The organism is Staphylococcus caledonicus (assembly GCF_016238465.1).
Taxonomy (GTDB): domain Bacteria; phylum Bacillota; class Bacilli; order Staphylococcales; family Staphylococcaceae; genus Staphylococcus; species Staphylococcus caledonicus.
This window is the reverse complement of the sequence record NZ_JABTXV010000007.1, coordinates 1-21,261: the sequence shown is the minus strand read 5'-3', so window position 1 is coordinate 21,261 and position 21,261 is coordinate 1. Positions and strand designations below refer to the sequence as shown.

17 protein-coding genes, 4 tRNA genes and 1 rRNA gene are annotated in these 21,261 nt (G+C 36.2%); all 22 read left to right on the top strand.

The window, feature by feature from the left end; translation table 11 throughout:
* Positions 1 to 190 precede the first annotated feature (190 nt).
* The 22 genes from pth (at position 191) to HS848_RS11915 (ending at position 21,209) form a co-directional block, all read left to right on the top strand.
* Positions 191 to 763, top strand: coding sequence for an aminoacyl-tRNA hydrolase (gene pth / locus HS848_RS12020; protein ID WP_198612479.1), 573 nt, complete (start codon positions 191 to 193; stop codon positions 761 to 763).
* Positions 760 to 4,269 carry a transcription-repair coupling factor gene (gene mfd / locus HS848_RS12015; protein WP_198612478.1) on the top strand — a complete coding sequence of 1,170 codons (3,510 nt, stop codon included), beginning with the start codon at positions 760 to 762 and terminating at the stop codon, positions 4,267 to 4,269. Before pth ends, mfd begins: the two co-directional genes overlap by 4 nt.
* The gene (locus tag HS848_RS12010; protein ID WP_198612496.1) at positions 4,259 to 5,836 is read left to right on the top strand and encodes a putative polysaccharide biosynthesis protein; all 1,578 of its coding nucleotides are present in this window, start codon (positions 4,259 to 4,261) and stop codon (positions 5,834 to 5,836) included. The genes mfd and HS848_RS12010 overlap by 11 nt, the downstream gene beginning before the upstream one ends.
* Positions 5,836 to 7,026: a MazG nucleotide pyrophosphohydrolase domain-containing protein gene (locus HS848_RS12005; protein WP_198612477.1), complete on the top strand. Its 1,191-nt coding sequence runs from the start codon at positions 5,836 to 5,838 to the stop codon at positions 7,024 to 7,026. Before HS848_RS12010 ends, HS848_RS12005 begins: the two co-directional genes overlap by 1 nt.
* A complete protein-coding gene (locus HS848_RS12000) occupies positions 7,023 to 7,301 on the top strand; it encodes an RNA-binding S4 domain-containing protein (RefSeq protein ID WP_107508152.1) in 279 nt (92 codons plus the stop codon). The genes HS848_RS12005 and HS848_RS12000 overlap by 4 nt, the downstream gene beginning before the upstream one ends.
* Before the next feature lie 20 nt (positions 7,302 to 7,321).
* On the top strand, positions 7,322 to 7,726 hold the full coding sequence (gene divIC / locus HS848_RS11995; RefSeq protein ID WP_103165619.1) for a cell division protein DivIC: 405 nt from the start codon (positions 7,322 to 7,324) through the stop codon (positions 7,724 to 7,726).
* Between the two features lie 124 nt (positions 7,727 to 7,850).
* Entirely contained in the window at positions 7,851 to 8,252 is a 402-nt protein-coding gene (locus tag HS848_RS11990) for a S1 domain-containing RNA-binding protein (RefSeq protein ID WP_107505805.1), read from the top strand.
* Between the two features lie 287 nt (positions 8,253 to 8,539).
* Positions 8,540 to 9,835, top strand: coding sequence for a tRNA lysidine(34) synthetase TilS (gene tilS, locus HS848_RS11985; RefSeq protein WP_198612476.1), 1,296 nt, complete (start codon positions 8,540 to 8,542; stop codon positions 9,833 to 9,835).
* Positions 9,832 to 10,371, top strand: coding sequence for a hypoxanthine phosphoribosyltransferase (gene hpt, locus HS848_RS11980; RefSeq protein ID WP_107508150.1), 540 nt, complete (start codon positions 9,832 to 9,834; stop codon positions 10,369 to 10,371). The genes tilS and hpt overlap by 4 nt, the downstream gene beginning before the upstream one ends.
* A 285-nt stretch (positions 10,372 to 10,656) precedes the next feature.
* A complete protein-coding gene (ftsH, locus tag HS848_RS11975; protein WP_198612475.1) occupies positions 10,657 to 12,819 on the top strand; it encodes an ATP-dependent zinc metalloprotease FtsH in 2,163 nt (720 codons plus the stop codon).
* A gap of 251 nt (positions 12,820 to 13,070) precedes the next feature.
* The gene (pbp4, locus tag HS848_RS11970) at positions 13,071 to 14,309 is read left to right on the top strand and encodes a penicillin-binding protein PBP4 (protein ID WP_198612474.1); all 1,239 of its coding nucleotides are present in this window, start codon (positions 13,071 to 13,073) and stop codon (positions 14,307 to 14,309) included.
* A gap of 245 nt (positions 14,310 to 14,554) precedes the next feature.
* Positions 14,555 to 15,439: an Hsp33 family molecular chaperone HslO gene (gene hslO / locus HS848_RS11965; protein ID WP_198612473.1), complete on the top strand. Its 885-nt coding sequence runs from the start codon at positions 14,555 to 14,557 to the stop codon at positions 15,437 to 15,439.
* A 228-nt stretch (positions 15,440 to 15,667) separates the two neighbouring features.
* The gene (gene cysK, locus HS848_RS11960; protein WP_103165624.1) at positions 15,668 to 16,600 is read left to right on the top strand and encodes a cysteine synthase A; all 933 of its coding nucleotides are present in this window, start codon (positions 15,668 to 15,670) and stop codon (positions 16,598 to 16,600) included.
* Between the two features lie 267 nt (positions 16,601 to 16,867).
* Positions 16,868 to 17,671: a dihydropteroate synthase gene (folP, locus tag HS848_RS11955; RefSeq protein WP_198612472.1), complete on the top strand. Its 804-nt coding sequence runs from the start codon at positions 16,868 to 16,870 to the stop codon at positions 17,669 to 17,671.
* On the top strand, positions 17,649 to 18,014 hold the full coding sequence (gene folB / locus HS848_RS11950; protein ID WP_103165626.1) for a dihydroneopterin aldolase: 366 nt from the start codon (positions 17,649 to 17,651) through the stop codon (positions 18,012 to 18,014). The genes folP and folB overlap by 23 nt, the downstream gene beginning before the upstream one ends.
* On the top strand, positions 18,015 to 18,494 hold the full coding sequence (gene folK, locus HS848_RS11945; RefSeq protein WP_198612471.1) for a 2-amino-4-hydroxy-6-hydroxymethyldihydropteridine diphosphokinase: 480 nt from the start codon (positions 18,015 to 18,017) through the stop codon (positions 18,492 to 18,494). It abuts the gene before it with no gap.
* A gap of 203 nt (positions 18,495 to 18,697) precedes the next feature.
* Positions 18,698 to 20,188, top strand: coding sequence for a lysine--tRNA ligase (lysS, locus tag HS848_RS11940; protein ID WP_198612470.1), 1,491 nt, complete (start codon positions 18,698 to 18,700; stop codon positions 20,186 to 20,188).
* Positions 20,189 to 20,744: 556 nt separating this feature from the next.
* Positions 20,745 to 20,859: ribosomal RNA gene (gene rrf / locus HS848_RS11935) — 5S ribosomal RNA — on the top strand.
* A 9-nt stretch (positions 20,860 to 20,868) separates the two neighbouring features.
* Positions 20,869 to 20,944 (top strand) — tRNA-Val (locus HS848_RS11930).
* Between the two features lie 12 nt (positions 20,945 to 20,956).
* Positions 20,957 to 21,032: transfer RNA gene (locus HS848_RS11925), tRNA-Thr, on the top strand.
* A gap of 5 nt (positions 21,033 to 21,037) precedes the next feature.
* Positions 21,038 to 21,110, top strand: a tRNA-Lys gene (locus tag HS848_RS11920).
* Between the two features lie 24 nt (positions 21,111 to 21,134).
* Positions 21,135 to 21,209: transfer RNA gene (locus tag HS848_RS11915), tRNA-Gly, on the top strand.
* The last annotated feature ends 52 nt before the right edge of the window (positions 21,210 to 21,261 follow it).

Below are 21,261 nucleotides of genomic sequence, written 5' to 3'. Positions count from 1 at the left end.
TTTTAAGACTTTAACGTCATAACTATACTTCAGACTATTTATAGTCCAAGCACTGTGCTTATCCTAATAAGCATAGTGCTTTTTGTGTTATTATAGGGAATGTTATAGAATAAAATAATGATTAAACGATATCACTAACTACAGTTTTGTAGATGAACATATAAAATGAAATTCAATGGAGGTACAACGCATGAAATGTATTGTGGGTCTTGGAAATATAGGTAAACGTTTCGAATTAACAAGACACAATATCGGCTTTGAAGTGGTTGATTACATCTTGAAAAACAATCATTTCTCGCTAGATAAACAAAAGTTCAAAGGCGCCTACACAATTGAACGTCTTAATGGAGAAAAAGTCTTATTTATAGAGCCTATGACAATGATGAATTTGTCAGGTGAAGCCGTAGCGCCTCTTATGGACTATTATAATGTGGAAGTAGATGATTTAATCGTCTTATATGATGATTTAGATCTATCTCAAGGAAATATTCGTTTACGCCAGAAAGGTAGTGCTGGTGGACATAACGGAATGAAATCGATTATTAAACATCTTGGTACAGATCAATTTAAACGTATTCGTATTGGCGTAGGGAGACCAACAAATGGTATGTCAGTTCCTGATTATGTATTACAGAAATTTTCTAAAGAAGAAATGATGACAATGGAGAAAGTGATTGAACATTCAGCGCAAGCCGTTGAAGCATTTATCGAAAGTTCACGCTTTGATCATGTTATGAATGAATATAATGGAGAAGTCAATTGAGATCGGTTATTTCAGATTATATTCAGAATGACAAACGTTTCCAGGAACTTGACGATGTCTTCGGGCAAGAGAATATTCTCGTTACAGGCCTTTCTCCCTCAGCCAAAGCTACAATTATTGCTGAAAAGTATTTAAAAGATCAAAAACAAATGCTGTTGATTACTAATAATTTATACCAAGCTGATAAATTAGAAACAGATATTTTACAATATGTAGATCATTCAGAAGTTTATAAATATCCAGTGCAAGATATTATGACTGAAGAATTTTCAACACAAAGCCCTCAACTTATGAGTGAACGTGTTAGAACACTGACTGCCTTAGCTCATAATGAGAAAGGGTTATTTATCGTTCCATTAAATGGTTTGAAGAAATGGCTCACACCGGTGGATATGTGGAAAGAGCATCAAACGACTTTAAAAGTGGGCGATGATATTGATATTGATGACTTTTTAAATAAATTAGTGAATATGGGATATCGACGTGAAAGTGTCGTCTCCCATATCGGAGAGTTCTCTCTACGTGGAGGGATTATCGATATCTATCCACTTATTGGGCAACCTGTCCGCATCGAGTTGTTTGATACCGAAGTCGATTCAATCCGTGATTTCGACGTTGAAACACAACGTTCTAAAGAGAATGTTGAAGAAATAGAGATTACTACGGCGAGTGATTACGTTATTACAGATGGAGTCATTCAACATCTTCAAACCGAATTGCAAGCAGCTTATGAACATACACGTCCGAAGATTGATAAATCTGTACGTAATGATTTGAAAGAAACATATGAAAGCTTCAAACTGTTTGAATCTACATTCTTTGATCATCAATTACTACGACGTCTGGTGTCATTTATGTATGAGCAGCCTTCTACATTGATAGATTATTTCCAAAAGGATGCCATCATTGTAGCTGACGAATATAACCGTATTAAAGAAACGGAGAAAACATTAACGACCGAAGTGGATGATTTTATCCAGAATTTAATAGAGAGTGGGAACGGTTTTATAGGGCAATCATTTATGCAGTATGATGGCTTTGAAACGTTGTTGAATGATTATCCGGTAACCTATTTTACGTTGTTTACATCATCTATGCCGGTCCAACACCAACACATTAATAAATTTTCATGTAAACCCGTTCAACAGTTCTACGGTCAATACGATATTATGCGTTCAGAATTTCAACGCTTCGTACATAATGACTATACAATTGTCGTGTTAGTTGAAACGGAAACGAAGGTTGACCGTATCCAATCTATGCTAAATGAAATGCATATTCCAACCGTAACAAATGTTCATAGCGACATTGAAACTGGCCAAGCTATCGTAGTAGAAGGCAGTTTATCTGAAGGCTTTGAACTACCGTATATGCAGTTGGTAGTAATTACGGAGCGAGAGCTTTTCAAAACGAAACAGAAGAAACAACGTAAGCGTACGAAGACGATGTCGAACGCTGAAAAAATCAAATCTTATCAAGATCTTAATGTAGGTGACTATATTGTTCACGTACATCATGGTGTTGGACGTTACTTAGGCGTGGAAACATTAGAAGTTGGCGATGTCCATCGAGACTATATTAAGTTGCAATATAAAGGGACAGACCAACTCTTCGTGCCTGTCGATCAAATGGATCAAGTTCAAAAATATGTGGCTTCAGAAGATAAATCACCACGGTTAAATAAATTGGGCGGCACCGAATGGAAGAAGACGAAAGCGAAAGTTCAACAAAGTGTTGAAGATATTGCCGATGAACTTATTGCACTATATAAAGAACGCGAGATGTCAGTAGGGTATCAATATGGCGAAGATACAGCTGAACAAAGTGCATTTGAAATGGATTTCCCATACGAGTTAACGCCTGACCAAGCGAAGTCTATTGAAGAGATTAAAGGTGATATGGAACGTGAACGTCCAATGGACCGCTTATTATGTGGTGATGTGGGTTACGGTAAGACAGAAGTTGCGGTACGTGCTGCGTTTAAAGCAGTAATGGAAGGAAAACAAGTCGCCTTCTTAGTGCCAACAACGATTTTAGCCCAACAACATTACGAAACATTAATTGAACGTATGCAAGATTTCCCAGTACAAATTGAATTGGTTAGCCGCTTCCGTTCCACTAAAGAGATTAAAGAAACAAAAGAAGGCTTGAAATCTGGCTATGTAGATATCGTCGTGGGTACGCATAAACTACTAAGTAAAGATATTCAATATAAAGATTTAGGCTTACTTATTGTCGATGAAGAACAACGATTTGGTGTACGCCACAAAGAGCGTATTAAAACGATGAAAACGAATGTCGACGTGTTAACACTAACAGCAACACCGATTCCAAGAACGTTACACATGAGTATGTTGGGCGTCCGCGATTTATCCGTTATTGAAACACCACCGGAGAATCGTTTCCCAGTCCAAACCTATGTGCTAGAACAAAACAGTAATTTTATCAAAGAAGCATTAGAACGAGAATTATCACGTGACGGCCAGGTATTCTATCTTTATAACAGAGTGCAATCGATTTATGAGAAACGTGAACAATTACAGATGCTAATGCCGGACGCGAATATTACAGTCGTTCACGGACAAATGACTGAACGTGACCTGGAAGAAACGATGTTGAGCTTTATCAATGGTGAATACGATATCTTAGTGACAACGACGATTATCGAAACAGGCGTCGACGTACCGAATGCGAATACGTTAATCATTGAAGAAGCTGATCGCTTTGGCCTTAGCCAGTTGTATCAATTGCGAGGCCGTGTTGGACGTTCAAGTCGAATTGGCTATGCTTATTTCTTACATTCAACGAATAAAGTATTAACCGAGACGGCAGAAGAGCGTCTCCAAGCGATTAAAGAATTTACCGAATTAGGCTCAGGATTTAAAATTGCAATGCGCGATTTAAACATTCGAGGTGCTGGTAACTTATTAGGTAAGCAACAACATGGCTTTATCGATTCTGTCGGCTTTGACCTCTATTCACAAATGTTAGAAGAAGCGGTTAATGAAAAACGCGGTATTAAAGAAGAGGAGCCGGATGCACCTGAAGTTGAAATGGAATTGCATCTTGACGCCTATTTACCGGCAGAATATATTCAAAATGAACAAGCTAAAATTGAAATATATAAAAAGCTTCGTAAAGTCGAAACGCAAGAACAATTAATGGATATCAAAGACGAATTAATCGACCGCTTCAATGATTATCCGGTCGAAGTAGAACGCTTGTTAGAAATGGTTGAAATTAAAATTCATGCTTTACACGCAGGTGTGACGTTAATTAAAGATAAAGGTAAACAACTTGAAGTCTTCTTATCTGCTAAAGGCACTGAACAAATGAATGGTGAAGAATTATTCAAACAGACGCAGCCATTAGGACGCGCTATGAAACTAGGCGTAAAAGAAGGTAAAATGCAAATCACGCTAACTAAATCTAAACAGTGGCTCGAGAATTTAAAATTCTTAGTTAAATGTCTTGAAGGAAGTATGGTTATTGAAAATGAACTCTAAGCAATCGCTTAAACCTGAGAATGTGCAAACCGACACATCATCGCAACAGTCATCGACATTCAATGGGGTAGTCATTTTGACGGTAGCATTGATTATAGTAAAGGTGTTAAGTGCCATTTATCGCGTACCTTACCAGAATGTACTTGGAGATACTGGTCTATATGCGTATCAACAAATTTATCCGATTGTCGCATTAGGCATGATACTCTCCATGAATGCTATACCTAGTGCAGTTACTCAAACACTAGGCAACAATGGTGAGGCGTCAGCATTTTCCAAAGTGCTAATCTGGTTTCAAGTTATAGGCGCAATCATTTTTGGGATTACCCTCATCTTGGCGCATCCATTGGCTACATTAATGGGGGACCCGCGTCTCGCACCTATGCTTAGAATGGCAAGTTTAAGCTACTTTTTCATTGGTGTACTCGGCGTGTTCCGTGGCTTTTATCAAAGTCGACAACGTATGAACCTGCCGGCTATTTCTCAGGTAATAGAACAATTTATTCGCGTTAGTTTTATTATTGTAGCCATTGGATTATTTATGGTAAGAGATTGGACTGTTTACCAAGCTGGTACCATCGCTATCTTAGCATCGTCACTCGGATTTTTAGGTTCTAGTATCTTTTTAATGTTTACAAGACCTTTCCCTTTGAAAATGCAGACCCGAATTAACGCCATTCCTTGGCAACGCTTGTTTATGGCCACGCTTATCTTTGCGTTGAGTCAATTACTAGTCATTCTATGGCAATTTATTGATAGCTTCACGGTAGTCCATACCTTACAAGCATACGGTTTACATTTTAAAGAAGCGATTACACAAAAAGGGATTTATGATCGAGGAGCTTCGTTTATTCAAATGGGGCTTATCGTAACAACAACATTTAGCTTTGTCCTCATTCCATTGTTAACAGAAGCTATCGCGCAACATAATCATGTAAAAATGAACCGTTACGCCAATGCCTCATTGAAAATTACAATATTAATCAGTGCAGCGGCAGGTATCGGATTAATCAATTTATTACCTATGATGAATCACATCTTCTTTAAAACGAATAGTCTAAGTGCCACACTAGGCTTTTACATGTTAACCGTAATTTGTGTCTCGCTGATTATGATGGATATTGCGCTATTACAAGTACTTAATCGTATTCAACCTATTTTGATTGGTGTTGTCATCGGTCTAGTATCTAAAGCATTATTCAATGTAATCTTCATCCATCATATAGGTATCTTAGGCGCAAGTGTAAGTACAGTACTGTCACTCACACTCTTTGGGATAATCTTACATTATGAGGTGACGAAGCATTATCGATTTACTCGTATGCGAAGATTTATTTTGAAAATGATTGCTGCACTCGGCATCATGACCCTTATCATTCAAACGGTCATGCATATATTGCCATCTGTCGGTCGTTTAGGTGGGCTTGTTGAATTATTGATTGTAGCTATGATAGGTGTTGCCGTATTATTAATAGCAGTAGTATATATGAACATTTTAGAATATAAAGAATTAAAACATTTACCGATTGGTGATAAGTTGTATCATATGAAGAAAGGAAGACGTTAATGGGACATACAATTACAGTTGTTGGCTTGGGAAACTATGATCTTGAAGACTTGCCGTTAGGAATTTATCGTTTCTTAACGCAACAACCACACGCATATGCACGTACACTCGACCACCCAGTGATTAAAAGCTTACAAGACGAACTTCATTTCGAAAGTTTCGACCACATTTATGAAGCTAACGAAGCGTTTGATGATGTCTACCAACAAATTGTAGACACATTAATTGAGAAAGCTCAGACAGAGGATGTGGTATATGCAGTTCCTGGCCATCCCCGTGTAGCTGAAACGACGACAGCTAAGTTGCTTGAATATAACGCAACACACGACGATATAGACGTTAAAGTTCTAGGCGGTAAAAGCTTTATCGATGACGTCTTTGCGGCTATTGGCGAAGACCCTAACGACGGTTTCACCTTATTGGATGGTACTGCACTAGCTGAAAATGCCTTGAACATACGTACACATACATTAATTACACAAGTATATAGCGCTATGGTAGCAGCAGACATCAAAATTACGTTAATGGAACGTTATCCTGATGACTTTTTAGTGTCGATTGTAACCGGTGCGCACAGTACAGGGGCTTCTGTACTTAGAGTGCCATTGTATGAACTCGATCATCATGAAGAGGCATTTAATAATTTAACAAGTGTCTTTGTACCTAAAGTGACTGACGAGGAAGCGATGTATCAAGACTTCGACTTTGCCATTCAAATTATTGATCGATTAGTTGACGACGAAAAAGGTTGCCCTTGGGATCGTATACAAACACACGATTCATTAAAACGTTATTTAATCGAAGAAAGCTTTGAATTATTTGAAGCGATTGATAATGAAGACGATTGGCATATGATAGAGGAACTTGGTGACATCTTGTTACAAGTGCTCTTACATGCAAGTATCGGTAAAAAAGAAGGCTACATTGATATTAAAGAAATCATTGAAAGTTTAACTGCTAAGATGATTCGTCGTCATCCACACATTTTCGGAGAAGAAAACGCAGAGTCAGTTGAAGATTTAAATGAAATATGGAAGACAGCCAAAAGTAAAGAAGGTAAAACGCCTCGCATGAAATTTGAGAAAGTATTTGCAGACCATTTCATGTCATTGTATGATAAAACCAAAAATAAGGATTTTGACGAAGAAACCCTTAGAAATTATTTGCAACAAGGGGAGAGAAATTCATGAGATTAGATAAATATTTAAAAGTATCACGACTTGTTAAACGTCGTACGCTAGCTAAAGAAATCAGCGATCAAGGCCGTATCACAGTTAACGGCAATGTCGCTAAAGCTGGCACAGATGTTAAAGTTGAAGACGAATTAGTCATTCGTTTCGGCCAAAAGCTTGTCACAGTAAAAGTAACTGGTTTAAGTGAACATGCATCGAAAGAGAATGCTAAAGGAATGTATGATTTGATAAAAGAAGAGCGCATTAATAATAATCAAGTTGATGACGAATAGATTGAAGGAGGTGACAAGCTATGAGTAAAAAGGTAGAAGAAATCGGTAACCAGTATACCTCTGAGAGAAATCGTAAAAGAAAGCGTCAACAGAAAAAAATGAAAATTGTACGACGCAGAGTCACTGTCTTTGGAGGTCTATTGTTAGCGATTATAGTCATTCTATCCATCATGCTTGTCTTCCAAAAACACAGCAATGATCAAATGGCGGTTGAACGTAAACAAAAAGAAGAACAATTTCAAAAGAAACAAGATGAAGAAATTGCTTTAAAAGAAGAACTGAATAATTTAAACGATAAAGATTATATAGAAAAAGTCGCTAGAGATGATTATTATTTAAGTAATAAAGGTGAGGTTATTTTCAAATTACCAGATAAAGATGATAAGTCTTCTAAATCTAAATCTTCCGATGATAATTCAAAATAATCGAGCTTAATTATTGTTGTCTCGGACGGGTTTAAAATAATCGTTTTATAGCATTGTGAAAAAGTTAAAACAGGAATATAATAAGGTTAAAATCGAAACAAAATCGGGAGGATTCATTTAGAATATGTCAATCGAAGTAGGAAACAAGCTAAAAGGTAAAGTTACAGGTATCAAAAAATTTGGTGCATTTGTAGAGTTACCTGAAGGAAAAAGTGGCTTAGTTCATATCAGTGAAGTGGCTGATAACTATGTTGAGAATGTTGAAGATCACTTATCAGTTGGAGATGAAGTTGAAGTTAAAGTGTTATCTATCGCAGACGACGGTAAAATTAGCCTTTCAATTAAAAAAGCGAAAGACCGTCCTCGTAGACCACATCATAAAACTAGTCAAAATAAACCACCACAACCAAAAGGTGAAGATTTTGAAAAGAAATTAAGTAATTTCCTAAAAGATAGTGAAGATAAATTAACTTCTATCAAGCGTCAAACTGAATCTCGACGCGGCGGTAAGGGTTCTAGACGTTAATTAATATATTCTTGTGATAATAACTAGGTAAGCTATCGAGATTGAGATATAGGGAAATCGGGCTCTAGGAAGCCGGTCAACGGTGTCCAATCTCTACATCCTAGATAATTTAATAAGATAACGATTGTTGCACTAGAAGAAAGCCATAAGATATTATATGAGCTTAGTTACTTTGTGCGGGGTGGGACATAGAATTCAATGTTGAATTTTAGTTCCACTCCTTTTTTCATGAGATAATAAGAGTGAGGCAAGGAATGATAGTACATTAAGATAAGAAGGTGAATGACGTGAAAGTGAATACGCCACTTTGGAAAGAAACAGATCATATTGTCCTCGCAGTTTCAACAGGCGTAGACAGTATGTGTCTATTACATCGTTTACTATTTGAATTACGCCACACCTATAAAAAACTTACATGCTTACATGTTAACCACGGTTTACGACAAGCATCGCAACAAGAAGAACAATTTATCAAAGATTACTGTGCACAACATAGCATCTCTTGTTATATTAAACATTTAGATCTTTCAGACTTAGTCGCACAAGGTAAAAGCATTCAAGTAGACGCTCGACATAAGCGCTATGAGTGGTTCGATACTATGATGCATGACTTAGAAGCGGATGTTTTAGTCACAGCTCATCATTTAAATGATCAACTTGAGACAATTTTTTATCGTGTGTTTACTGGACGCTCAACACGGAATGCATTAGGTATAGCCGATACTTCTTGGCGCCATCATTATAAAATATGTCGGCCATTATTAGATACATTTAAAGATGATATTCGTGCTTACCAACAACGCCACCAGGTGCCATATTACGAAGATCATTCAAACCAGGATAATAAATACACACGTAATGATATTCGTAACCGCATCTTGCCTATGATTGATAGCAATGTAGATCTTGATAGTGTACAACTGTTAAAATTAAAACATTGGCATGATACCCAACTACGTCTTACTCACCAACGTGTAGAGCGCTTTATGAATGCTAATATACATAAAGACAGTCTAGAATATTTTCAATGTAAGAGAGATGAATTTAATGCCCTTGATGAAATAGCTAAAATGGTGTTATTAGATAAATTAATTGAACATATACATCTAGATAAAACCTTTTCAGAAAAGAATTATCGAGAATGGTTTGAACAAATCTCAAGTCAAACAGCACAATTTGAAATAACTCTTTCTGAAAAATGGATAATTCAAATTGCTTATGATAAATTTATACTAATGGCAAAAAATAAGGAACCTATATTAGACGAGCAAATCATTACGCACGCAGATACATATCGATTTGGACATTATCGTATTACGATTTCTTCAGATTTGGCTATGCAACATTTCCCTTTAACGATTCGAACACGTCGTAATGGTGATAAATTTAAATTAAATGGTCAAAATGGCCATAAAAAAGTAAGTCGGCTACTGATAGATTATAAAATTGATAATGACGACCGTGCCCAAATGCCATTAGTTGAAGATCAACAACACAATATTATTGCCATAGGTGATTTATATATTGCTGAGGCATACGATAAATATATCGAGATTAAGAAATTGGAGATGAATGAGAAATGAAGAACGATTTAAAAGAAATTTTGTTAACCGAAGAAGATATTCAAAATATCTGTAAAGACTTGGGTGAACAATTAACTAAGGACTATAAAGACAAACCACTTGTATGTGTAGGAATTTTAAAAGGATCAGTAATGTTTATGGCAGATTTGATTAAACGTATTGATACACACTTAGCAATCGACTTTATGGACGTTTCAAGCTATCACGGTGGTACTGAATCTACTGGTGAGGTTCAAATTTTAAAAGATTTAGGTTCTTCTATTGAAAATAAAGACGTCCTAATCATTGAAGATATCTTAGAAACTGGTACAACTTTAAAATCAATTACCGAACTTTTACAGTCACGTAAAGTGAATTCACTAGAAATTGTAACTTTATTAGACAAACCAAACCGTCGTAAAGCAGATATCGAAGCTAAATATGTTGGTAAGAAAATTCCTGACGAATTCGTTGTAGGCTATGGTTTAGACTATGCTGAACATTACCGTAACTTACCTTACATTGGCACATTAAAACCAGAAATTTATAGTAAATAAATTAATGAATTTCGATTTTAAAGATATTAAATAGGGTTTAAGATATAATAACTATACTTAAATATCAATTTGGTGTAGACTCATTTTATATTCTTAAATTCCTATTCAAAATATAGAATATTTTTATCTGGTATATGCTTACATTTTTCAGATAGAAGTAGTTTCAAACGATTGATATTATGGGGAATTTGAAAAGTGATACAAAAGTTGAAATGCTAGCCTTTAAAAGAAGTATTGTGTTACAATTTTTGTTAGCTTTATTATAGAAATAGGAGGAAATGACGCATGCAGAAAGCTTTTCGCAATGTGCTAGTTATCGCAATTATTGGCGTTATTATATTCGGCGTATTTTCTTACATAAATGGGAATGGTAATACTCCGAAACAACTTTCCTATTCACAATTTGTAGAGAAATTGGATAAAGGTGACTTGAAAACCTTAGAAATCCAACCTGAACAAAATGTGTACTTGGTAAGTGGTAAAACTAAAAATGATGAAGATTACTCTTCAACTATTTTATACAACAACGAAAAAGACTTACAACAAATTACAAATGAAGCCAAAAGCCAAAAGGGATTAGATTTTACAGTTAAAGAAGAAGAAAAACAAAGTGTCTTTGTAAGCATGTTAACTACACTTATTCCTGTATTAATTATCGCTTTATTATTTATATTCTTCCTTAGCCAAGCACAAGGTGGCGGCGGTGGCGGTCGTATGATGAACTTTGGTAAATCCAAAGCTAAAATGTACGATAACCAAAAACGTCGTGTACGTTTCTCTGATGTTGCTGGTGCAGACGAAGAAAAACAAGAGTTAATTGAAATTGTAGATTTCTTAAAAGATAATAAGAAATTCAAACAAATGGGATCAAGAATACCTAAAGGGGTATTACTTGTAGGCCCTCCAGGTACTGGTAAAACATTATTAGCACGTGCCGTAGCGGGAGAAGCTGGCGCACCTTTCTTCTCAATCAGTGGTTCTGATTTCGTTGAGATGTTTGTGGGTGTTGGTGCAAGCCGTGTACGTGACTTATTCGAAAACGCTAAGAAAAACGCACCATGTATCATCTTTATCGATGAAATTGATGCGGTTGGTCGTCAACGTGGCGCCGGTGTTGGTGGCGGTCACGACGAACGTGAACAAACGCTTAACCAATTACTAGTTGAAATGGATGGTTTCGGTGAAAACGAAGGCATCATCATGATTGCTGCAACTAACCGTCCTGATATTCTAGACCCTGCGTTATTACGTCCAGGTCGTTTCGATAGACAAATTCAAGTGGGTCGCCCAGATGTTAAAGGCCGTGAAGCTATTCTTCATGTACATGCTAAGAACAAGCCACTTGATGAAACGGTAGACTTAAAAGCAATCTCACAAAGAACACCAGGTTTCTCTGGTGCCGACTTAGAGAACTTATTAAATGAAGCTTCATTAATTGCTGCGCGTGAAGGTAAAAACAAAATTGACATGCGTGACATTGAAGAAGCAACGGACCGTGTTATCGCTGGACCAGCTAAAAAATCACGTGTTATTTCTGAAAAAGAACGTAATATCGTAGCACACCACGAAGCTGGACATACGGTTATCGGTATGGTGCTTGATGAAGCAGAAGTGGTACACAAAGTTACCATCGTGCCACGTGGTCAAGCTGGCGGCTACGCAATGATGTTACCTAAACAAGATCGTTACTTAATGACTGAACCAGAATTATTAGATAAGATTTGTGGTCTCTTAGGTGGACGTGTATCTGAAGATATTAACTTCCACGAAGTATCTACAGGCGCATCTAATGACTTTGAAAGAGCAACGCAAATTGCCCGTTCTATGGTAACTGAATATGGTATGAGTAAAAAACTCGGACCATTACAATTCTCAAGTAGTAGCGGCGGACAAGTGTTCTTAGGTAAAGATATGCAAGGCGAACCTAACTACTCAGGTCAAATCGCTTATGAAATTGATAAAGAAGTACAACGTATCATTAAAGAACAATATGAACGTTGTAAACAAATCTTATTAGAACATGAAAAAGAACTTAAACTTATTGCTAAAACATTATTAACTGAAGAAACATTAGTAGCAGAACAAATTCGCTCATTATTCTACGACGGTACTTTACCAGAAGTGGATTACGATTCTGCACGTGTTGTTAAAAAAGATGACGATTCAGATTTTAATGATGGAAAATATGGTAAATCTTACGATGACATCCGTGAAGAACAACGTGATGACGATAACGAAGATGACCACGGTCATCGTCATGATGATAGTGAAGACGCTCGTAGAGATCAACAAAGAGATGGTAGAGATAACCATGCTGGCCATGATCGTTTACGTGACGATTCACACGATAGAAATCATAGAGATTCAGATGACCAAGATGAAACAGGTTATGAGCAATCTCCTAATATCGACAAACCATTTAATCCAAACAATCCAGACAACAGATAATTGATAAAGTTTATCGTTTAAACTCAATCTCCTTCACTAAGGTTAATCCCCTTAGTAGAAGGAGATTTTTTGTTTTTTCAATAGATTTAATAATTGTAGTCGTCTAATTTTAATTTTACGTTATAATAGTTATGTAAAGCGCACAATAATATATTAATGTTCAATTTATAATCAGCAATATGAATTATTTTATATTATGTAACTTACATCGACCGTCTCATTAAATGTTGAAACTATAAGGAGGAGGAATTTTGAGAAAAGTACTTACAACGCTAATGATGTTATTAATATGTTCATTAGTTATGTCACCTGTTGTTCAAGCACAACAATCACCAGTCGATATTGCTAAACAACAGAATAAATACATAGATGAAAAATATAACCCTAAAGGCATGGTAGTAACAGCCGATAATGGGCAAATAGTATATGAATATCATAAAAATAAAAAAGTTGATCCTGCATCGACAACTAAATTAATGACTATGTTTTTAATATATGATGATATTAAATCCGGTAAAATTAAAATGGACGATAACGTTAAAATTACGTCTAGATACGCTGCTATGTCGCAATTACCCAATCTAACTACATTTCCGCTTCAACAGGGACAAACGTTCACTATTAACCAATTGTTAAAACAAGCAGCACTTGAATCGAGTAATGCAGCTACATTAGTGTTAGCAGAACATATCGATGGTGATTCATCTAAATTTACGGATCGCATGAACGATAAAGCTAAAAAGTTAGGAATGAAAGATACATATTTCACTAATCCAAGTGGTGCCAATAACAATCTTATTAAACCTTTTGACCCTAAAAGTTATAAAGATGAGACTGTTTCACGCACTACAGCATATGATATGGCATTGCTTGCTAACCAAATACTGAAAGCACATCCTGAACTCTTAGACATTACAAAACTTACAAGTGATACGCAAAAGAACATTGAATTACATAATACTAATACTTCATTACCTAATGAGGTAGATGGGATGAAAGATGTTGATGGTTTGAAGACGGGTACAAGTACGCAAGGGTATAATCTTGTGTTAACTGCCGAACGTCATCATTTAAGAATTAATACAGATATCTTTAATATTCAGCCTTATCCTGATGACACCGCGAAACATGCGCGTCAACAATTAGCGAACATACTAACAGAACAAGCATTTGAAAAATATGAATATCGAAAAGTGATGACAAAAGGTAAACATGAAATTGGCGATAAAAAAGTGATTGTTGAAAAAGATTTATATGATTTAGTGCCTAAAGATAAAAGTAAATACAAATTGAAAATTTCAGAAGATCAACGCTTATATGTTGATTACAATCGTGATTTTATTAAAGGACATCATGCGCCTAGTGTAAAAGTTGAAAACTATGAAAGTCCTCTTAAAGTATTTTTTCATATCTGCCTAGCAATTTTCGGGCTAATTTTATTCGCTTTCTTAGTAATGTTTGGTATTAAAATATATATTAAGAACAATTAGATACATGAATTTTTAAAAGTTATTTAATTTATAGAAGAACATTGAAATCATTGAAAATGTTATTGGTTTCGGTGTTCTTTTTAGTTTAAAATAGGCTTAATGTACTCATTTATATACCAAAGCAAGTTACTTCATATTCTTATTAAACAAGTGTAGAATAAATATCCTTAAAGATAAGACATTACTCAGTACACATTTTAAAAATAAATAATATAAAATTAGATGTAATAAAGGAGATAAACACAATGACACATGATTATATTGTGAAATCATTAGCTTTTGATGGAGAAATTCGTGCGTACGCGACAATCACTACAGAATCGGTACAAGAAGCACAAACACGTCATTATACATGGCCGACTGCTTCAGCTACGATGGGCAGAACGATGACTGCTACACTCTTAATGGGTGCGATGTTAAAAGGTGACCAAAAATTGACTGTCACAGTAGATGGTAAAGGACCTATCGGACGTATTATCGCGGATGCAGATGCTCAAGGTAATGTACGTGCGTATGTAGATAAACCTCAAACTCACTTCCCATTAAACGAACAAGGTAAATTAGATGTAAGACGTGCAGTAGGTACAGACGGTTCAATTCAAGTCGTTAAAGATGTCGGCATGAAAGATTACTTCTCTGGTGCTAGTCCGATTGTCTCAGGAGAATTAGGTGAAGATTTCACATACTACTTTGCGACAAGTGAACAAACACCTTCTTCAGTGGGGTTAGGCGTGCTAGTTAATCCTGATAACTCTATAAAAGCTGCCGGCGGATTTATCATTCAAGTTATGCCTGGCGCTAAAGATGAAACAGTAACTAAATTGGAAAATGCCATTAATAATATGAAACCAGTGTCTAAACTAATTGAAGAAGGTTTAACACCAGAAGGTCTGTTAAATGAAATTCTAGGTACAGAGAATGTGCAAATGTTAGAAACAGTAGATGCACAATTTGAATGTAACTGTAGTCATGAGAAATTCCTTAATGCCATTAAAGGTTTAGGAGAAGCTGAAGTTCAAGATATGATTAAAGAAGATCACGGTGCCGAAGCGGTGTGTCATTTCTGCGGTAATAAATATAACTACTCTGAAGGCGAATTAGAAGAATTATTGACTACAATGAAAGCTTAAAAATAGGGGGAGTTGGGCTATCAACCTCCTAGACTATTGATTTAAGGCGGTAAACAAGTGTTTATCGTCTCTTTTTTAGGGGAAAATTAACGACGTAAACGTAAAAAGTAACTTTTTATGGCCTAACGAAAGAATTAGCTTTGTCTTTTTAGAAAATTCTGATAGAATATAAGTATATCCGATAAAACAACTAAGTTTTAAATTAGAATGATAAAGGAGCGTTTTTCAATGGCACAAAAACCAGTAGATAATATTACGCAAATTATTGGTAATACACCAGTCGTAAAATTAAGAAACGTAGTAGACGAAGATGCAGCAGATGTTTATGTAAAATTAGAATATCAAAATCCAGGCGGCTCAGTTAAAGACCGTATCGCCTTAGCGATGATTGAAAAAGCTGAAAAAGAAGGCAAAATTAAACCTGGCGATACAATCGTTGAACCAACAAGTGGTAACACAGGTATTGGTTTAGCTTTCGTATGTGCTGCTAAAGGTTATAAAGCAGTATTTACAATGCCTGACACAATGAGTTCTGAACGTCGTAACTTATTAAAAGCATACGGTGCAGAATTAGTCTTAACACCAGGTTCAGAAGCTATGAAAGGCGCTATTAAAAAAGCCAAAGAATTAAAAGAAGAACACGGCTATTTCGAACCACAACAATTCGAAAACCCAGCTAACCCTGAAGTACATGCATTAACAACTGGTCCAGAATTAGTTGAACAATTTGAAGGTAAACAAATTGACGCATTCTTAGCAGGTGTAGGTACTGGTGGTACATTATCTGGTGCAGGTAAAGTCTTAAAAGACAAATACCCTAACATTGAAATCGTTGCGATTGAACCAGAAGCATCTCCAGTATTAAGTGGTGGAGATCCAGGTCCTCATAAATTACAAGGTTTAGGTGCAGGTTTCGTACCTGATACATTAAACACTGAAATTTATGATAGCATCATTAAAGTTGGCAACGAAACAGCAATGGAAACATCTCGTCGTGTAGCTAAAGAAGAAGGTATCTTAGGAGGTATCTCTTCAGGTGCTGCTATCTACGCAGCTATCCAAAAAGCAAAAGAATTAGGTAAAGGTAAAACAGTTGTAACTGTACTACCAAGTAACGGTGAACGTTACCTATCTACACCATTATATTCATTCGAAGATTAATCGAATATTATATCGTTTTAGGCTGGGGCATTTATTTAAAATGTCTCAGCTTTTCTTTTTTGAAAAGGTAGTAACCTTATATGTAATATTGCATGGGACATGCGTAAGTACAGATACTGAAATCATTGCCGATAGAATGGTATCATTAAATATAAGTAAAGGTTAGGACACAATAGTGCTTTGGAGACAAAGTTAATACGTTTCTAAAGTATAAATTATCGAAGACCTAGGTCTATTCATTTTCAAATTTAGCAAAGGGTGACAAAAATGACTAAAACAAAAATTATGGGTATCTTAAACGTGACACCAGATTCATTCTCTGACGGAGGCAAATACAATTCAGTTGAAAAAGCCGTGGCTCGCGCAAAAGAAATGATTGAAGAAGGCGTGGATATTATTGATGTAGGGGGCGTATCTACACGACCTGGCTACACAGAAATTTCAATAGAAGAGGAATTAGAGCGTGTTGTACCTGTAGTTAAAGAATTAGCTCAATTTAACGTTCAAATTTCTGTAGATACATATCGAAGTGAAGTGGCGGAAGCGTGTTTAAAACTTGGTGCAACAATGATTAATGACCAATGGGCTGGGTTATATGATCCTAAAATTTTAGAAAAAGTAGCTGAATATAACGCGGAGATTGTGCTCATGCATAATGGCGACGGACATCGAGAACAACCTGTTGTCGAAGAAATGCTATTATCATTAATGACACAAGCAAATAAAGCGGAAATGGCTGGCATTCCTCAGCATAAAGTATGGTTAGATCCAGGTATTGGTTTCGCCAAAAGTCGTGAAGAAGAAAATGAAGTTATGGCACGCTTAGACGAACTTGTAGCCACAGAGTATCCCATCTTATTAGCGACAAGCCGTAAACGTTTTATTAAAGAAATGATTGGGAGAGAAACAAAGGCGCATGAACGCGATGAAGCAACAGCAGCGACAACGGCCTATGGTATAATGAAAGGCGTTAAAGCCGTACGCGTCCATAATGTGCAATTAAACGCACGTTTAGGTCAAAGTATGGACTTCTTAAAGGAGAATGAAGATGAACGACACAATCTTTCTTAATGGAATGCAATTTTATGCATATCACGGAGCTTTACCTGCAGAGAATGATATCGGTCAAATCTTTAAAGTAGATGTGACGTTGAAGGTTGATTTAGCAGAAGCGGGCGAATCCGACGAGGTTACTGATACAGTACATTATGGAGAGGTGTTCGAAGATGTTAAAGAAATCATGGAAGGACCACCATGTAATTTAATAGAACATCTAGCTGAACGTATTGCAAAACGTATAAATTCACACTATAATCGTGTAATGGAAACGAAAGTCAGAATCACTAAAGAAAATCCACCCATACCAGGATATTATGACGGTGTAGGAATAGAGATAGTGAGGGAGAATCGTTAAATGGTACAAGCGTATTTAGGTCTGGGGAGTAATATTGGCGAAAGAGAACAACAATTGCAAGAAGCTATCAATATGCTAAATAATAGTGACGGCATTGAAGTTGTAAATGTATCTCCAATATATGAAACCGCTCCTGTAGGTTATACGGAGCAACCCAATTTTTTAAACTTATGTATAGAGATCGCCACAGAATTGACGCCACAAGCACTCCTGAAAAGTTGCTTTGAAGTAGAACAACGATTACATCGTGTGAGAGAAATTCGTTGGGGTCCGAGAACGCTAGATGTTGATATCTTACTTTACGGAGATGACATAATAGAAGAAGAAAATCTTGTGGTCCCACACCCACGCATGAGTGAGCGTGCCTTTGTATTAATACCGCTTAATGATATTGCATCAGATAAGATTGAACCTCGTTCACAAAAACCAATCAATGATTTGGTAATGGCAGACGAGACGGTTAAGAAATATAAAGGTTAAAAGCTTTAATTATGTGGAACATTGAAGTAATGAAATGATTTAAGAATGCTTCATTTACCTTATAGATGTTAAAGGCGACAAGAAGTACATATAACGCTAAACCAAATTAATACTGAATAAAAATGATAGATATCTTGCAAAAATTCCAAAAAACTATATGGAACTATTAGCAGAAAAACAAGAAGCTTAAAGGAGAGAAAGTTATGTCAGAAGAAATGAATGACCAAATGCAGGTCCGCCGTCAAAAACTACAAGAATTAATCGATTTAGGAATTGACCCATTTGGTAAACGCTTTGAACGTTCAGCTACTGCTAGTGAATTAAAAACACAATGGGATGAATTCTCTAAAGAAGAACTACATGACAAAGAAGAAGAAAGTCATGTCTCAATTGCTGGTCGTTTAATGACGAAACGTGGTAAAGGTAAAGCTGGTTTCGCACACGTACAAGATTTAACAGGTCAAATCCAAATTTATGTACGTAAAGACCAAATTGGCGAAGAAGATTTTGATAATCTTTGGAAAAGTGCTGACCTAGGAGATATCGTAGGTATTGAAGGTGTAATGTTCAAAACAAATACTGGTGAATTATCAGTCAAAGCCAAAACATTCACTTTATTATCTAAAGCTTTAAGACCACTACCAGACAAGTTCCATGGTTTACAGGATATTGAACAAAGATATCGTCAACGTTACTTAGATTTAATCACCAACCAAGATAGTACACGTACATTTATTAACCGCAGTAAAATTATTCAAGAAATGCGTAATTTCTTAAATAAAAAAGGCTTTTTAGAAGTAGAAACACCAATGATGCACCAAATCGCAGGTGGTGCTGCGGCACGTCCATTCGTTACGCATCATAATGCTTTAGACGCGACATTGTATATGCGTATTGCGATTGAACTACACTTAAAACGTTTAATCGTCGGTGGACTTGAAAAAGTTTACGAAATTGGCCGTGTATTCCGTAATGAAGGTGTATCTACACGTCATAATCCTGAGTTTACTATGATTGAGTTATATGAAGCATATGCTGATTATCACGACATTATGGATTTAACTGAATCTATGGTTAGACACATTGCTCAAGAAGTATTTGGCTCAGCAAAAGTTCAATACAATGGTGAAGAGATTGATTTAGAATCTGCATGGACACGTTTACACATTGTAGATGCTGTTAAAGAAACAACTGGTGTGGACTTCTATCAAGTTCAAACTGACGAAGAAGCTAAAGCATTGGCTAAAGAGCATGGTATTGAAATTACTGACAATATGAAATATGGTCATATCTTAAATGAATTCTTTGAACAAAAAGTAGAAGAAACGTTAATTCAACCTACATTCATTTACGGTCACCCTATCGAAATTTCACCATTAGCTAAGAAAAATCCGGAAGATCCAAGATTCACAGATCGTTTCGAACTATTTATAGTAGGTAGAGAACATGCCAATGCATTTACAGAGTTAAATGATCCAATCGACCAACGTCAACGTTTTGAAGCACAACTTGTTGAAAAAGAACAAGGCAATGACGAAGCACATGAAATGGATGAGGATTACATCGAAGCATTAGAATATGGTATGCCTCCAACAGGTGGACTAGGTATCGGTATTGACCGACTAGTAATGTTATTAACAGATTCACCTTCTATTAGAGACGTATTATTATTCCCTTATATGAGACAAAAATAAATCCAGATGATTTAAGAACGCTAACTGCTAATGTGGTTAGCGTTTTTTACATTTTTAAAAGTAATAAAAGATAGGTAGACTTCAAATGAAATTAAATAAGGAGAGGGATTGATCTTAAAGATTGTAAATCACAGTAGCATATGTAACGTCTTTTGATTTATTGGACTCGGGCACAATACTTTATAGTCTAAGCTATGACTTTTAGGGCGTAATAGTATGTAAAACGAAAGAATAAAGTGATAGTAGTGCATTTATGATTACATAAGTAAAAAAGAGGGGAACTTTTCCAGGAAAGTTAAGTAAAAAAGAGTAGTCAGAGCGCTAACGATGTGCTAATATATTATGAGTGTTCGAAAAACACAGTGTTAGTTAAAACTTTTATTAATAAAAGTTGAAAAACTAATTGACATGAACTTTTGGATATTGTAAGATATAAAAGTCGTCAAAAACGAAAGTTAATTTTGTAAACAACTTGTAAACGAAAGTTTAAGAAAGTGTAAAATTAACTATTGAAAATTAAAACAAACAACATTATAATTGATTGAGTAAGTTATTGTCTGGTGACAATGGCAAGGAGGCCACACCTGTTCCCATGCCGAACACAGAAGTTAAGCTCTTTAGCGCCGATGGTAGTTGGATTTACGTTCCGCTAGAGTAGGACGTTGCCAGGCTTACAAATTGGAGAATTAGCTCAGCTGGGAGAGCATCTGCCTTACAAGCAGAGGGTCGGCGGTTCGAACCCGTCATTCTCCACCATTCAATTATATTGCCGGCCTAGCTCAATTGGTAGAGCAACTGACTTGTAATCAGTAGGTTGGGGGTTCAAGTCCTCTGGCCGGCACCATCTTTGAGCCATTAGCTCAGTTGGTAGAGCATCTGACTTTTAATCAGAGGGTCAGAGGTTCGAATCCTCTATGGCTCATACGATTATTTTATAATCGTTAATGCGGAAGTAGTTCAGTGGTAGAACACCACCTTGCCAAGGTGGGGGTCGCGGGTTCGAATCCCGTCTTCCGCTCCATTATTTTGCCGGGGTGGCGGAACTGGCAGACGCACAGGACTTAAAATCCTGC